Origin of the sequence: Flavobacterium chungbukense (genome assembly GCF_020805785.1) — a bacterium.
Lineage (GTDB): Bacteria > Bacteroidota > Bacteroidia > Flavobacteriales > Flavobacteriaceae > Flavobacterium > Flavobacterium chungbukense.
Genome location: NZ_JAJGZV010000008.1, coordinates 58,180 through 73,388, shown reverse-complemented (window position 1 = coordinate 73,388; position 15,209 = coordinate 58,180). Strand labels below are relative to the sequence as shown.

Genomic DNA, 15,209 nt, shown 5'->3' with positions numbered 1-15,209 from the left:
TACAATTTTAAAATTCAGCCCGATTATCTGTAGAGGCGCACTGCAGTGCGTCTACGTCCAATATTCATTTCTGTTGCGCATAAGACGCACTGCGGTGCGTCTCTACATATATGTTGTGTGTGATGAAATTTAAAAAAAGTGAATTAACTTTTTGAGCTATTCTTTTTATAAACTTTATAAAGCAAATAAATTACGAAAATCCAAAAGACAATGTTTATAATCTGCCATATTAAAAAGCTTGTATCGAAGTCATAAAATGTTTTTTCCATATCTATTTAATATTTTATAATTGGCGATTTAAAAATACAAAAAAAATCTTACAATTCATGTAAGGTAAATATCAAAAAAAAAGCTCCAATAAAGATTGGAGCTTTTTCACGTATAAAAGTAAGATGTATTATTTTTTAAGCAATTGTTCTAAAGGTTTTAATTGCTCCATATCAATTTTTGATTTCTGTAAAACAGACATTAGAGTTATAATATTGTTTGGATTCATATCTTCGCCTAAAACACGAACTACTGCAAAACCGTTTTCTTTTCTGTTGGCGAAAATGACAAACTCTTTTATATTATCGTCATTTCCAACATAGCTTACAGAAGCACCATCTTTGCCAGAACCAAACTTCATTAATTCCTGATATTTCGGATCTTTTAAAATGGCTTTTACTTTGGTTCTTTCTGTTTCAAACTGCGCTTGATTACTTTTATCTGCTTTAAAAGCGATAATATTCATTTTATCAAACGAATTTAACGCTTCGTTTTGTTCTGCAGATAATTTTGCTTTGTCAACATTCAGGATGTTTGGAGAAACATCCAAAGCAATAAAGTCTTTTTTCTCCGAATTCTCAACAAAATATTTTTGCAGTGTTGGTTCAGAATTACAGCTTCCTAAAGTTAGTAAAGCTATAAGTGCTAAGGTGAAAATTTTTGCTTTCATTTATTTTTTGCCTTTAGAAGCTTTCTTTAGGTCTGGACCTCCAGGAAGATTCATTTTATCTGTTAAAACTGAAATTTCATTCAAATCAAAATTACCAGTTAAAGATAGTAAAACCGTCTCGTCGTTTTTAGCGCCATCTACAAACATTAATAATTCTTTAATTTGTGTGTCGCTTGCGCCCGATTTTACCATTATTTTGACATTTTTACCACTATCATTTACTCGCATTAATTCTTCTAAACCGGCAGATTTGATGTATTTGTCTGCAGAAGCTTTCATGTCTGCTTCGATCTTAGGATTTTTTGTGGTAAATACTTTTAAGTAATCTAATTTTTTAATCAGGTTAATATATTGCTGTGTTTCTTTGTCCTGATTATCAGCTTTTACTTTGCTCATTAAATCGAACATTTTCTTGTTTACAATTACAGATGTTACGTCGTCTAGACCGTCAAATTTGTCAAAAGCACCTTGTGCATAAAAAACGTTTGTAACGAATGCGAATACTAAAGTTATGATGAAATTTTTCATGATTGTTTTATTTTTTAATTACTGTTTAAAGACTTTGTTTTTTGATTGTTCATATTCTTTAATGTACTGTACACTTTCAATACCTACATTAACATTGTTGGATAATAATGCTAAAGCTTTTTGAGTTGCTTTTAGCGCTTCTTCGGGATCTTGGTAGGTTCCTAATTCTGTTTGCGAAGCTACTGCAGTTGTATCTTTTTGTTCGCTCACAAAAAAGTAAGTTCCAATTCCGAGCAAAACAACAGCTGAAGCTGCAATCGATAACCACGCTACGTTGCGTTTTTTATCCCGAGACTTCGGGAGTAGTGGAATCTCATACGTCGACTTCTGTTCTTTTGCCTGAGAGAAATAGCCAAACATTGGCTTGTATTGCTCCAAATGCTGCGCAACATTTGGCGAAGAAAAGTATTCTTTTAATTGATTTTCTTCAGCAATAGAAGTTTCTCCCTGAAAGTATTTTTCTAATATATCTTCTATTTTATTTGGTTCCATAAAGGTGTGTATTTGTCATTGATTCTCTAATTTTTTTTCTCGCTCTCGAAAGTGCAACTCGTATTGCCGTTTCATTCATATTGACAATTTTTGCAATTTCCTCAAATTCATATTGTTCTACATCTCGAAGCTGAATTAATAACTGCATTTGTTCGGGCAGTTCGTTTATTATTTTTTCAACCCATTCTAAACTATTTTCATCTTCAAGCTTTTTGTCTAATTGAGGCTCGCGGTCTGTAAAATTGTTATGAACGATTTGAAGATTACTGGCTCTTTTAGATTTTAACTGATCTAAACAATAGTTTTTGGTCATCGTCATGGCGAGTGCTTCAATACTATTGTAACTTTCCAGATTATCCTTTTTATTCCATAATTTAACCATTACTTCCTGAGTGGCATCTTCGGCCTCTTCAGTACTTGTAAGCAATCTTTTTGCCAGACGAAAAACTTTGTCTTTAAAAGGATTTATTAATTCTATAAATACAACTTGGTTCATTGTCTGATGGTTAATCGTTAGCTTATATATTCAAGACGAGGCACAATTAGATTTGTTACAACAAAAAAATATTTTTTTTTATATGTAAAAAAAATACTGCTTTTGTGACCAAGCTAATACTAAAGATGCTACTTTTACAGTATACTACTAAGATACTTAAATGATATGAAAACAATTTTAAAGAGTGCTCTTTTTCTTTTTTTATTCGCTTTTTCTTTACAGTCATGTGAGGATAATGACGATGTTGCCGCGCCAGCAGATGTACAGATTAATAGTTTTATCTGGAAAGGACTAAACGAAGTTTATTTATGGCAGGCAGATGTTCCAAATTTAGCAGACAATCGTTTTGCAACTGAAAATGACTTTAATAATTTCTTAAAAGGTTATGCAAAACCAGAAGATTTATTTGAAGATTTATTGAATAAACCAGAAAGTAAATATCCAAACGGAGATGCAATTGACCGTTTTAGCTGGATTGTCGACGATTATACCGTTTTAGAACAAGAATTAAGCGGAATTTCAAAAAATAATGGTGTTGATTTCAGATTAAGCCGAGTGGCTTCCGGATCAAATGATTTGGTGGGTTACGTTCGATATATTATTCCAAATTCAGATGCTTCAACTAAAGCAATCAAACGTGGGGATTTGTTTACCAGCATTAACGGAACCAAACTTACTGTTTCTAATTATCAAGAATTAATAGGTAAAGATAGTTACACCTTAAATCTAGCTGATTACAATGGAAGCGCATTTGTTTCGAATGGAAAATCGGTTACTTTAACGAAAACAGTTTTAGAAGAAAATCCAATTTTTATCAATAAAGTAATCACTTCTGGAAGTCATAAAATTGGTTATTTAATGTACAACGGTTTCTATTCTGAATATGACGATAGATTGAATCAAGCTTTTGGTACATTAAAAGGACAAGGAGTTACAGATTTCATTTTAGATCTTCGTTACAATGGAGGAGGATCTATTGCAACATCTGCGAAATTGGCTAGTATGATTACGGGACAATTCGATACGCAAATCTTCTCAAAAATGACTTTCAATAGCAAACAAATGCAAGGTCTTAGTACAGCTGATTTGGAAGATTTAAATGTAAGATTTGTTAAAAATTTAAACAGCTTGAATATGACAACTGTTTACGTTATTACAACTGCAAGTACAGCTTCTGCAAGTGAATTAATCATTAACGGATTAAAACCGTACATTAATGTTGTTCAAATCGGAGAAACTACAGTTGGAAAAAATGTTGGATCATTTACAGTTTATGATTCAGAAACGTTGACAACGAAAAAAGGAATCAATCCAAATCATAAATATGCGATGCAACCTTTGGTTCTTAAAATTACAAATTCTGCTAATTTTGGAGATTATACGCAAGGTTTAGTGCCAACTTACCAACAATATGAATCGGTTCTTAATTATGGTGTTTTAGGAGAAACTACAGAACCTTTGCTTAGTAATGCAATTTCGAAAATTACTGGAAATGCTGCTAAGAAAATCCAAACAGATTCTGAGCCTTTACGTCCTTATGTAACAGATTCTAAAATCTTAAACGGATTAAGACACGGAATGTATCTTAAAACTGCTCCAAAAGCATTTTAAGAAAATTTAGATATAAAAAAAAGGCTTTCAGAAATGAAAGCCTTTTTTATTCCAAAAAAATAAATTCTAATTATTGTTAGAATAAAAACCATTTGGTCCTACGCCAACAGTTAATGTTTTTAATACTGTTCCAGTAGAAGAGTATACAGTAACCGTTCCGTCTGAAGTAAATGCGTTTGCATCACCAGAATAAATTCTGCCATCGATTACACCAAAACCATAAAAAGTAGACCAGCTGCTGTCTTTTACAGAGAATAAAGCTTTGTCTGAAAATGCTGTTGCAGATAAGTTCATTTCGTAAACACCAGTTCCTTGAGTATAATAGATTTTATCTCCGTCAATGTCCATGTTTATAGCATTTTTTACTGTAGTCGATTCGAAAGATGTTGCAGTATCGGTAGAAGTATTAATTTTAAATAATTTACTTTTAGCGCTAGTTCCTGCTAATACATAAACAGTTCCATTGTTTTCTTCAATCGAATTAATACCATTTTCTAATGTGATGGTTTTAGTCACAGCATTTGCTGAAGGGCTAATAACAGTAACTTCACTTCCGTTTCCGTAAGCTGCATTTGTTACATAAATTTTTCCGTTTGCAGTAATAATTTTTTCAGCAGTTTTTCCTAATGCAATTGAAGTTATGTAAGCATAAGTTTTTGCATCATAAACGGTAACAGCTTGAGAAATTGAATTTGTTACATACAATTTGTCATTTACAACCACACTGTAACGTGGATTTTGAAGTTTTTCAGTAATTGTACCAAGACTTTTAAAAGTATAACGGTTTACTACTTCCACTTCGTTAGAATTGTTTACTACAATGAAAGCTTTTTCATTGCTAAAAGACATTGATTGAGCAACATCTCCTAAAACCATTGGAGTATTAACCAATTTGAAAATATCATTTTGAAAAGTAGCCAAATCATTCGAAACGTAAGAAACTGATCCATTAGGAGTTCCAAAATTTCCTTCATTTAAAATAAGCACACCATTGTCATAAACACCTAACGCAACGTCGTTGTCATCATTATCGCTGCTACAAGAAGCAAATAAAAATGCAGAGGCAATAATTCCTAAATAAAGATTTTTTAATTTCATGTTTTTAATAATTAAGGTTTAAATAAATAGTTAAATTCCTCCCAGGCATAAATCGGCTAGGGAGAGCTTCGTATTTTTCATTCCAAAGGTTAGCAGCTTTAACGCCTAATTTGAAAATGTTTTTCTTGCTAAAATTGTAATCCACGCCAACGTTTGAAACATTGTAAGCGTCAAGTATGTATTTTGGATTATTATCTGATGTTGTAAAAATTTCGCCTGTATACATAATTTGGTAATAGGCAGAAAGTTTTTTGTAATAGTAGGATAAAGAGCCAGTTAGTTTATGATAAGGCACGTAAAAAAGTTGTTTATCTGTTCTGTCGTCTAATGAAACGTTGTAGGCATAAGTGCCGCTAAAATCGAAGGTGTTTTTGCCAAAACTTTTTTTCCATCCTAAAAGTGCTTCAGCACCATAAATAGTAACTCTGTCGGTATTTTCTGGAGACCAATTTCCGTTGTTGTTTGGCAGCCAACGAATCATGTCTTTAATCTTCATTCCGTATGCCGTAACGGTCATTCGAAAATCTTTATAAGTAAATTCATTTCCAATTTCTGCTTGAAACGAACTTTCTGGTTTTAAATCCGGATTTCCGCTTCCTTCCCAATACAAATCATTAAAGGTTGGAATTCTGAAATTTCTCGAGAAGTTAAATTTAAGCTTGTAGAAATCTGAAAAATTATAGCGTGAACCAACAGAAAAAAGAACAGGACTTTTGTAAACATCTGAAACTTCTTTTCTGGCGCTCATTTCATAATTCCATTTTTCTGTAAGCGAATGTTTCCATAATAAACTTGCGCCACCAATTTGACGCGTACTTTTGCCAATGCCAGAACCCTGTCCATCATTTTTTGTGTAATCTAAAATGGTGCTTATCTTCATAGTAGAAGAGATCGTGTAATCAAGATCATATTTTCCGATGAAACTTTTTACTCCACCAGAAGTATATCCGTCTAGATTGATGTCTTCAAAATAATTGTAATGTTCTGTTATGTAAGCAAGTCTCACATTTGAATTGAAACTGCTAAAAGAACTACTCCACGTTAATAAATTACGAGTGTTGTAATCTTGGTATTTTGTTTTGGTTGCATTTGGCGATGTTAGAGAAAAGTGACGTTCGCCATCATATATTTCACTATAAAATTTGATGCTATTTTTGTCATTTATCTTGTAGCCAATCGCTGCATCCAATGTATTGTTGTAGTATTGTCCGTTTTTATTCCAAACTTCTTGGCCAACAAATTTGAAATCGTTGTCAGAGCTATTTCTAGTAAAACTGGCATCAAAACTCCATTTTTTGGTTGCTGCGGTGATTCCATAAATTGCACTTAAAGTATTGAATTCTCCGTAATAAATTTGAAAGTCATTTTTGAATGTATCTGTAAATTTCAAATCATTATTTAAATGGATTGTTCCTCCAATTGCACCGCTTCCGTAAACAACACTTCCGCCGCCTGCTTTTACATCTATAGAATTGAATCCTCGTGTTGAAATAGTATTGAAATCTGCTTGTCCTAATAACTGAGAGTTGATATTTATTCCATTCCAGACTACTACAGTCTGTTGAGAAGTAGTTCCTCTAAACGAAGGCGAAGAAGTCATTCCTAATCCATTTTCTTTAAAATAGATTACAGTATTATAATTTAAAAGAGAAGTTAGTGAGGATTGGTTTTTGCTTATGATGGAATCGCTTAACCTTTGTATAGACTGCGTATTAGAGAAATTCTTAAGATTATTGTCAGAAACAACAACTTCTTTCAGTTTATTAATAGAATCGTTTTGCGCCAAAATACTCTGGCACAACAAAAGTAAACAAAAAGCAAACCTTAGTTTTATAGTCATAATTTCTACACTCTTTTTCCCGAGAGCTCGATATTAGTTACAAAGGCAGGTCTCCTGGCTTGCGTCTTGTTGTTTACCTTCCCGTCCCGCATGGCGGGACAGTGGTTTTGCAGTTTACAACAAGCATTCGTTTTAGAACTTAGCTTACAGTTGCGGGTACAGCTCAAGAAATGACTTGATTCCCTTTTAATGTGTTTATTTAAACACAACCTTAATTTGCTGCAAAGATAAAGTTAAAAATATTGAATATTCAAATTTGTTTCACTTTTAAGGCTTAATAATCAAACAAACTGAAAATTTATAATTCAATTCTGATGACTTCTCCAAAATCGACTTTATTATTAAATGCATCTTTTAAAGGAAGTGAGGTTTGATGACATAAAATGCTTCTAATTATTCCTGCATGAGCAACGATAATAATGGTTTTTTTTATTTTTGAAATTTCATTAGCTAAAAAATCACCAACTCTTTCATGAAGTTCTATAAAAGATTCACCATTTAAAGCGCTAATATTTACAAAATCTTCCATCCAAGGATTGAGTTCTTCGTTCGGAATTTCGTTCCAGTTTTTCAATTCCCAATCTCCAAAATTCATTTCTTTTAAACGTTCGTCTTCTTGATAAGAAATAACTTTTATGTTTTGCTGAATGTGTTTTGCTAGAATGACACAACGTTTTAAAGGACTCGAGAAAATCAAAGCTTCTTCTGGTAATTCGGAAACAATTCTATTAAAAATTTCATCAAAAGGTTCCGCAATATTTACGTCCGATTGTCCGTAACAGATTCCTTTTTCGCAAATGGTTTCGGTATGACGAACTAGATAAATTTCCATAAAAATAAAATACTTAGGTAGAATATAACTTCACAGACTTGTTGTGTTGCACCAAGACAATCTCCGGTATAGCCATCAATCCATTTTTGAAAATATCTTGCTAAGAAATATCGTGTAATAAAAACAGGAATTACGGCTAGAATTAATCTAAAATCAAAAAGTGAAAATACAATTAAAGGTACTAGACCAAAAAAGAAAGATCCGAAAACTTCTTTCCAGCTAAATTGTTTGGCAATTGGTTTGCTTTTGCTTGAAGCATCTTCGCGAGAATATTCATGGGTAAAAATAATACTGATTGCTGCCAATCTACTTAAGGAATGCGCAGAAATAAATAGGAGAAATGTTTTAAAGACTGCCATCGAATCATGAACATGAAATAACAAAATAGATTCTGAAAGCAATCTGAATTTTAATAAAAAAAGCAAAACCAATCCAATTGCTCCATAAGCACCTATGGCACTGTCTTTCATTATCATCAAGATTTTTTCTTTGGTCCAGCCTCCGCCAAAACCATCACAGACATCTGCAAAACCGTCTTCATGAAAAGCGCCAGTTGTTAAAACTGAAATGACAATTGAGAAAATAACAGCAATTTCTGTAGAAAGAAAAAGTGAGAAAATATAAAATGCCAAAAAAGAAATACTTCCAACAATCCATCCGATAAAAGGAAAATATCTTGTGGCTTTATTTAAATAATCTGGATGATGTGTTATGTTTTTGGGACATGGAATTCTGGTGTAGAACATTAAGCAAGTGAAGAAAATATGTAGTTCTTTTTTCATTTAGAAATTTATTTTTAGTTGAGTTTTGTCATTTCGACTGAAAGGAGAAATCACACTAGAAACTCCGAACATAACGTCGACAATCTTTGTCGAATCCCGCGTGTGATTTCTCCTTTCAGTCGAAATGACAAATAGAGAGCTTACTTTCGACTTATTCCCGCACTTTCAAAACTTGCCATTTCATTCAAAAAAGCCTCCGCCGATTTTAAAATTGGAAAAGTAATTGCGCAACCAGTTCCTTCGCCCAAGCGCAAATCTAAATTTAAAATTGGTTTGACATCTAAATATTCTAATAATTTCTGATGTGCTTTTTCAGCAGAACAATGACAGAAAATTGCATTTTGTTTTATGCTCGGATTGATTTTAAAAGCAATTAAAAAAGCTGTAGTACAAATAAAGCCATCAACTAAAATCAGCATTTTGTTTTCAAAAGCAGCTAACATTCCGCCCGCCATTTGGATAATTTCAAAACCTCCGAAATAGGAAAGCTGCGAAATTAAATCGGTTTGACCAGAATAATTTTCGAGTGCTTTTTTTAGAATATTATTTTTTTGAATTAATTTTTCGTCAGAAACTCCCGTTCCTTTTCCGATACATTCTTCAATCGAAAAACCAGTTAAAAGACTCATCAAAACAGAAGCTGTAGAAGTATTTCCAATTCCCATTTCGCCAAAACCAATACAGTTTGAACCTGATTTTGCAATAGTTTCAACAATAGATTTTCCTTTACCCAAACACAATTGTACTTCGGTTTCGCTCATTGCGGGAAGGTGAAGAAAAGATTGTGTCCCTTTCGCAATTTTAGCATCAATCAATTTTGTATTGGTAGCAAAATCATAATTAACCCCAGAATCAACAATGGATAATTCTATATTATTTTGATTGCAGAAAACGTTTATTGCTGCTCCATTTTCCAAGAAATTAGTCACCATTTGTCGCGTAACATCTTGCGGATAATCACTTACGCCATGATTTGCAATTCCATGATCGGCTGCAAAGACCACAATATTGGGCTTTTCTATTTTCGGATTTAAAGTTTCCAAAACATTTGCCATTTGAAAAGCCAAAGTTTCTAAAGTTCCCAATGAACCAACAGGTTTTGTTTTGGAATCTATTTTTTCTTGCAGCAATTTGCAGAAGTCGTGTTGGTCTTCGGTTTCATTTTTTGATTTTAATTCAGAATCGGGAATGTCTATTTTATGGATTTCATTGATTTCAGTACAAATTGGAGCTTCCGATTTTTGTTTCCAATGCAATTGCTGCAACATCGGCTGATTGTTATAATTGGTAGCCGGTTTTCCGATACAGAAATAACCAAGCGGTTCTATATTTTCGGGTAAATCTAGGATTTTTTTAAACTGATAATAATTTAAAATAGAAACCCAGCCCATTCCGTAACCTTGTTCTGTCAGCGAAAGCCAGATGTTTTGTGCCGAACAAACCGAACTGAATTTCACCGCTTCATTGCTGCCAATTGTCCCAATTGTAAATTGATTTAAAACCGAGCGATCATAAGCAATTATAAGTCCAATTGGCGCTTCTTCAATGGCTTCAAGTTTAAGCGAATTATAAAGTTTTTTTTGTTCTTCGTTGTCGGTAAGCTCAGCTGCTTTTTTGTTGTAATCTAAAAACAGCTCTTTAATTGAATTTTTAACTTCATTAGATTTAATGAGATAATATCTTGTAGCATCGGTCAACCCAACTGAAGGTGCCCAATGTCCAGCCTGCAAAGCTTTTTGAATTACTTCATCAGGAACTTCATCGGCTGTAAAGTGTCGGGTGTCACGGCGTGATTTTAATATATCGTCTAGATTGCTCATGCTATAAAATTACAATTTTTAAATACCAAATTCCAAGGTCAAACTCTAAAAAAAGAAAATTCCAAATTCCAAAGCTTAGTATAGTTTTGGAATTTGGAATTTAGAATTTGGATATTTTTATTTGATTTTAACTGGAATTCCTGAAACCATCAAAACAACTTCATTGGCATTTTCAGCAAGAAATTGATTCATCCAACCTTGCAGTTCAACAAATTTTCTCCCGATATGAGTTTCGGCATGAACGCCCATTCCGATTTCGTTTGTTACAATAATAATGTTGGTGTTTTTTTGATTGGCAATAGAAAGAAATTCTTTTTTAGCTTCTTCCAGACTTAAAGCAACATCATTCTTATTATCCACAAAAAAGTTGGTAAGCCAAAGTGTAACGCAGTCAATTAAAGCTGTTTTTTCGGTAAAATCAATTTTGCTTAAATATTTTTCTTCTTCGATATTGGTCCAGCGTTCGTCGCGTTCGTTTTGGTGACGATCAATTCTACTCTGAAAATCCGAATCCCATTTTCGAGCCGTTGCAACATACAATGGAGAATTGGAAAGTTCTAAAGCAATTTTTTGAGCATAACTGCTTTTTCCAGAACGTTCGCCGCCGGTTATTAAATAAAGCATATTAATTTGTTATTAAGTATTAAATTGTGTCAGCCAAGTTAATAATTAACAACTAACAATTTATAATTAACAATTAATACGGGCAATGTCGGCAATCGTTTCCGCAGCAAGTTCCTCTTTTGAGATGATACCATGTTTTAAAAACCATGTTGCCATTTTCTAAATAATAGTCAATTCCTTCTATTAGTTTTTCTGTTTTGGGTAAAGATATCGCTTTATTTTTAGGAGCATTTAATGGAGTAATAGTTTCAGTGTAAGCATCGATTTTATCTTCGCAGGCTTCTTTGAAACAGACTGGGCAAAGACAATCTCCACCTTCAGAAAGATTGAAAATTGGTGGAAAATCATTGCACCAGCATTTATTTTCTAAAGATATATCTCCACAGCTGAATTCAGATTCACAGCTTGAGCAAATTTTCATTTTTGTGGTATTCATGTTGTAAAGATACAATTGTTTAAATTTGTAAGAATAAAGGTAAACAAAAAAAATAGAAAATACTTTACCTTTGTGCCATACAAAACCTAAACCATGAGACAAATATTCCCTAAAATGATTATTACTGCAGCTTTTTTTATTCTTATAGGTTGTAAGAAGAATGAAAAAATAGAAGCAGTAAAAATGGTAAATGCTCAAAATAGTATTGAATATGCATCAGGACTTTCAATCGTAAAATATGAGGATTATTCTATTGTAACTGTTTCAAATCCATGGCCTAATGCAGATAAAGATTTCAAATATATCTTAAAAGAAAAAGACGCAAAAGTTCCAGATAGTCTTCAGTCTTATACCTCAATTCAGGTTCCTTTGGAGTCAGTTGTGGTTACTTCAACTACTAATATTCCATTTTTAGAAATGTTGGAAGTAGAAAACAAATTAGTTGGTTTTCCGCATACCGATTATATTTCCTCAGAAAAGACAAGAGCTTTAATTGATAAAGGTTCGGTTAAAAACGTTGGACAAAATGAAAAACTAAATATCGAGCAATTAATAGAGTTAGCACCAAATTTAATCGTGACTTTTGGAGTTGATAATAACAATCCGATGTTGGATAACCTGAAAAAAAGCGGTTTAAATGTTTTAATTCAAGGCGATTGGATGGAACAGTCTCCGCTTGGAAAAGCAGAATGGATAAAACTGTACGGTGCTTTATTCGCTAAAGAAGACAAAGCAAAAGAGCTTTTTGATAAAATTGTAGAAAGTTACAATCAGGCGAAAAAATTAGTTGCTGATAAACCTGCGACTTCAAAAGTATTATACGGTTCGATGTATGAAGATGTTTGGTATGTTGCTAAAGGAAACAGCTGGGTAGCGCAATTTATGAAAGATGCTCAAGCAACTTATTTATGGGCAGATTTAAAAGGAAGCGGGAGCGAAGGTTTATCTTTTGAAAAAGTGTTAGACAAAGCCAAAACTGCCAATGTGTGGATTGCTTCTGGTTCATTTAAAAGTTTAGACGAATTGCAAAAAGCAAATCCTCATTATGGAGAATTTGATGCTTTTAAAAATAAAAGCGTTTATAATTTTGAAGGTAAATTGGGAGCAACTGGCGGAACGGTTTATTATGAATTAGCACCAAGCCGTCCAGATTTAGTTTTGAAAGATTATATTAAAATCTTCCATCCTGATTTATTGTCAAGTTACGAATTTACTTTTGCATCAAAACTGAACTAATTTGGCCAATAAAAAACGAAATACCATTTTATTTCTAGTTCTGACTTTAGGTCTTTTATTAATGTTTTTTGCGAGCATTAGTTTAGGATCGGTAACAATTCCGTTAAAAGATGTTTTCGCAAGCTTAATTGGTGGTCATGCAGCAAAGTCAACTTGGGAATATATTATCATTAATTACCGTCTGCCAAAAGCGATTACGGCTGTTTTAGTTGGAAGCGGACTTTCAATTAGCGGACTTTTAATGCAGACTTTGTTTCGAAATCCGCTTGCAGGACCTTATGTTTTGGGACTAAGTTCTGGCGCGAGTTTGGGAGTTGCTTTTGTCATTTTAGGTGCTGGATTTCTGCCTTCGTTTTTAAGCGTAATTGCATTGTCGTCATACGGAATTGTGATTGCTTCAACATTCGGAAGTACTTTGGTTTTACTTTTGGTTCTTGTTGTTTCCCAAAGATTACGAGATACAATGGCAATTTTGATTGTTGGATTAATGTTCGGAAGTTTTACAACAGCAATTGTAAGTGTTCTAACGTACTTTAGTACAGCAGAACAATTGCAGAAATTTACTTTTTGGTCAATGGGAAGCTTAGGAAATCTCTCTTGGTCCACAATCGGAATTTTGACATCTTGTGTTATAATCGGATTACTTTTGAGCGCCAAAAGTATCAAACCATTAAATGCTTTATTGTTAGGAGAAAACTATGCAAAAAGTATGGGATTGAATTTTAAACAAGCACGTTTAATCATCATATTTGCAACCAGCATATTATCGGGAGCCATAACGGCATTTGCAGGTCCAATTGCTTTTATCGGATTAGCAGTTCCGCATATTGCAAAACTGACTTTTCAGACTAGTAATCATACTATATTGTTTTGGAGCACTTTATTTTTCGGATCAATTATTATGCTGTTTTGCGATATTGTTTCACAAATGCCAGGTTTCGATGTTACGCTTCCAATAAATGCTATAACGTCTATTATTGGTGCGCCCGTGGTAATTTGGCTTTTAGTTAGAAAAAGAAATTTTACGTAAAAACTTACAAATATTTAATATCTTAGTTTTTTAAACACATAGATACATAGTTTTAAAAGCCGATTAAAGGCGTTTCACTATTTTAAACAATCATAGCTTTAGTGAATTAAAACTGGTTTTCTATTTTATAAAACTAATTTTTAAATGGTAACTCAAAAATATCTAGATGAATTAACTTTTAATGTTATTGGCGCTTGTATAGAAGTTCATAAAGCAGTTGGAAAAGGTTTGCTTGAAAATGTTTATCATCAATGTTTAAAAGAAGAATTAAGATTTCGAAACATAAATTTTTTTACTGAAATGAAAGTGCCTTTGATTTATAAAGGCAAAGAATTAAATGCAGATTTAAAATGTGATTTATTAGTTGAGAATTGTTTAGTTGTAGAATTAAAAGCGACATCAGAATAAAATCCAATATATGAAGCACAGTTAATGACTTATATGAAACTTTTAAAAGCTCCAAAAGGCATTCTAATTAATTTTAACTGTTTTAATATTTTCAAAGAAGGCCAAAAAACGTTTGTAAATGAATACTTCAAATTATTACCAAAGTTTTAAGTTCAATGCTATGTGTTAATTTACAAGTAAATTTTCAATAAACTCTCAGTAAAAAGAAAAACCTATGTTTCTATGTGTTTAAAAAATAACTCAAAATGAAAGCAATTCTTTCCACATCAAATCTAAATATTGGGTATAAATCCAAGAAAGGTGTTACGACTATTGCTGAGAATCTGAATCTAAATTTAGCTTCAGGAAAATTAATTACATTAATCGGAGCAAACGGAATTGGAAAGTCTACTTTGTTGCGAACAATTACTGGAATCCAAAAACCATTATCTGGAAATGTTTATTTAAATGAAAAAAGTATTTCAGATTATAAACCTTCAGAATTAGCGCAGAATCTAAGTTTGGTTTTGACCGAAAAACTGCCGCCAAGTAATCTTACTGTTTTTGAATTGGTGGCGCTAGGCCGACAGCCCTATACCAATTGGGTTGATAAATTATCTGATGAAGATATTTCAAAAGTTCATGAAGCAATGAGCCTGACGCAAATAGAGCATTTAGCTTCAAAGAAACATTTTCAGATTAGTGACGGACAATTACAAAAAGTGCTAATTGCAAGAGCTTTGGCACAAGATACACCGTTGATTATTTTAGATGAACCGACAACGCATTTAGATTTATTGCATAAAGTTTCCTTATTCAAATTATTGAAAAAATTGACTCAAGAAACTCAAAAATGTATTTTGTTTTCTACTCACGACATTGATTTGGCGATCCAATTAAGTGACGAAATGATTATGATGACGCCAGAAAACATAACGCAAGATCAGCCTTGTAATTTAATTTCGAATGGAAGTTTCAGCAATTTATTTAAGGATGAAAATATTATTTTTGATGCTGAAAAAGGGAAGTTTATTGTGAATTGATTTTCGACTCTTCCTGC

At 32.6% G+C, this 15,209-nt stretch carries 15 protein-coding genes, 1 pseudogene and 1 riboswitch; of the genes and pseudogenes, 5 read left to right on the top strand and 11 right to left on the bottom strand.

All coding sequences use genetic code 11. From position 1 onward, the window contains the following. Positions 1 to 397: 397 nt before the first annotated feature. Genes LL966_RS19070 through LL966_RS19055 form a run of 4 tightly spaced genes read right to left on the bottom strand, consistent with a single transcriptional unit; the run spans position 398 to position 2,453 of the window. Complete coding sequence (locus tag LL966_RS19070; protein WP_229355426.1) at positions 398 to 937, bottom strand: DUF4252 domain-containing protein; 540 nt, start codon at positions 935 to 937, stop codon at positions 398 to 400. Beyond that, positions 938 to 1,465, bottom strand: a complete 528-nt coding sequence (locus tag LL966_RS19065) for a DUF4252 domain-containing protein (protein ID WP_229355425.1) — start codon at positions 1,463 to 1,465, stop codon at positions 938 to 940. 18 nt (positions 1,466 to 1,483) lie between these two features. Next, positions 1,484 to 1,957 (bottom strand): hypothetical protein, encoded by a 474-nt coding sequence (locus tag LL966_RS19060; protein WP_229355424.1) that lies wholly within the window; start codon positions 1,955 to 1,957, stop codon positions 1,484 to 1,486. Continuing rightward, a complete protein-coding gene (locus tag LL966_RS19055; RefSeq protein ID WP_229355423.1) occupies positions 1,944 to 2,453 on the bottom strand; it encodes an RNA polymerase sigma factor in 510 nt (169 codons plus the stop codon). Before LL966_RS19055 ends, LL966_RS19060 begins: the two co-directional genes overlap by 14 nt. A gap of 165 nt (positions 2,454 to 2,618) precedes the next feature. Between LL966_RS19055 and LL966_RS19050 the strand changes: the two genes are divergently transcribed. Beyond that, complete coding sequence (locus tag LL966_RS19050; RefSeq protein ID WP_229355421.1) at positions 2,619 to 4,064, top strand: S41 family peptidase; 1,446 nt, start codon at positions 2,619 to 2,621, stop codon at positions 4,062 to 4,064. Between the two features lie 66 nt (positions 4,065 to 4,130). Here LL966_RS19050 and LL966_RS19045 read toward each other — a convergent pair whose 3' ends face one another. From LL966_RS19045 to LL966_RS19015, 7 genes are all read right to left on the bottom strand, one after another. Further along, positions 4,131 to 5,162, bottom strand: coding sequence for a YncE family protein (locus LL966_RS19045; protein WP_229355419.1), 1,032 nt, complete (start codon positions 5,160 to 5,162; stop codon positions 4,131 to 4,133). Between the two features lie 4 nt (positions 5,163 to 5,166). Beyond that, positions 5,167 to 7,002: a TonB-dependent receptor plug domain-containing protein gene (locus LL966_RS19040; protein ID WP_229355418.1), complete on the bottom strand. Its 1,836-nt coding sequence runs from the start codon at positions 7,000 to 7,002 to the stop codon at positions 5,167 to 5,169. 27 nt (positions 7,003 to 7,029) lie between these two features. Next, positions 7,030 to 7,231, bottom strand: a riboswitch (cobalamin riboswitch). Positions 7,232 to 7,300: 69 nt separating this feature from the next. After that, positions 7,301 to 7,834: an alpha-ribazole phosphatase gene (gene cobC, locus LL966_RS19035; protein WP_229355417.1), complete on the bottom strand. Its 534-nt coding sequence runs from the start codon at positions 7,832 to 7,834 to the stop codon at positions 7,301 to 7,303. Then, entirely contained in the window at positions 7,819 to 8,616 is a 798-nt protein-coding gene (locus LL966_RS19030; RefSeq protein ID WP_229355416.1) for an adenosylcobinamide-GDP ribazoletransferase, read from the bottom strand. The genes cobC and LL966_RS19030 overlap by 16 nt, the downstream gene beginning before the upstream one ends. A 140-nt stretch (positions 8,617 to 8,756) precedes the next feature. Next, entirely contained in the window at positions 8,757 to 10,436 is a 1,680-nt protein-coding gene (cobT, locus tag LL966_RS19025; RefSeq protein WP_229355415.1) for a nicotinate-nucleotide--dimethylbenzimidazole phosphoribosyltransferase, read from the bottom strand. A gap of 117 nt (positions 10,437 to 10,553) precedes the next feature. After that, positions 10,554 to 11,060, bottom strand: a complete 507-nt coding sequence (cobU, locus tag LL966_RS19020) for a bifunctional adenosylcobinamide kinase/adenosylcobinamide-phosphate guanylyltransferase (protein ID WP_229355414.1) — start codon at positions 11,058 to 11,060, stop codon at positions 10,554 to 10,556. A 73-nt stretch (positions 11,061 to 11,133) separates the two neighbouring features. Then, the gene (locus LL966_RS19015; RefSeq protein ID WP_229355413.1) at positions 11,134 to 11,496 is read right to left on the bottom strand and encodes a DUF5522 domain-containing protein; all 363 of its coding nucleotides are present in this window, start codon (positions 11,494 to 11,496) and stop codon (positions 11,134 to 11,136) included. A 93-nt stretch (positions 11,497 to 11,589) separates the two neighbouring features. Here LL966_RS19015 and LL966_RS19010 point away from each other — a divergent pair, with 93 nt between their 5' ends. The 4 genes and pseudogenes from LL966_RS19010 (at position 11,590) to LL966_RS18995 (ending at position 15,192) form a co-directional block, all read left to right on the top strand. After that, entirely contained in the window at positions 11,590 to 12,732 is a 1,143-nt protein-coding gene (locus tag LL966_RS19010; RefSeq protein WP_229355412.1) for an ABC transporter substrate-binding protein, read from the top strand. Between the two features lies 1 nt (position 12,733). Then, positions 12,734 to 13,762 carry an iron chelate uptake ABC transporter family permease subunit gene (locus LL966_RS19005; RefSeq protein ID WP_394799467.1) on the top strand — a complete coding sequence of 343 codons (1,029 nt, stop codon included), beginning with the start codon at positions 12,734 to 12,736 and terminating at the stop codon, positions 13,760 to 13,762. Positions 13,763 to 13,906: 144 nt separating this feature from the next. Then, positions 13,907 to 14,320, top strand: a pseudogene (locus LL966_RS19000) (GxxExxY protein). A 95-nt stretch (positions 14,321 to 14,415) separates the two neighbouring features. After that, positions 14,416 to 15,192, top strand: a complete 777-nt coding sequence (locus LL966_RS18995; protein WP_229355411.1) for an ABC transporter ATP-binding protein — start codon at positions 14,416 to 14,418, stop codon at positions 15,190 to 15,192. The last annotated feature ends 17 nt before the right edge of the window (positions 15,193 to 15,209 follow it).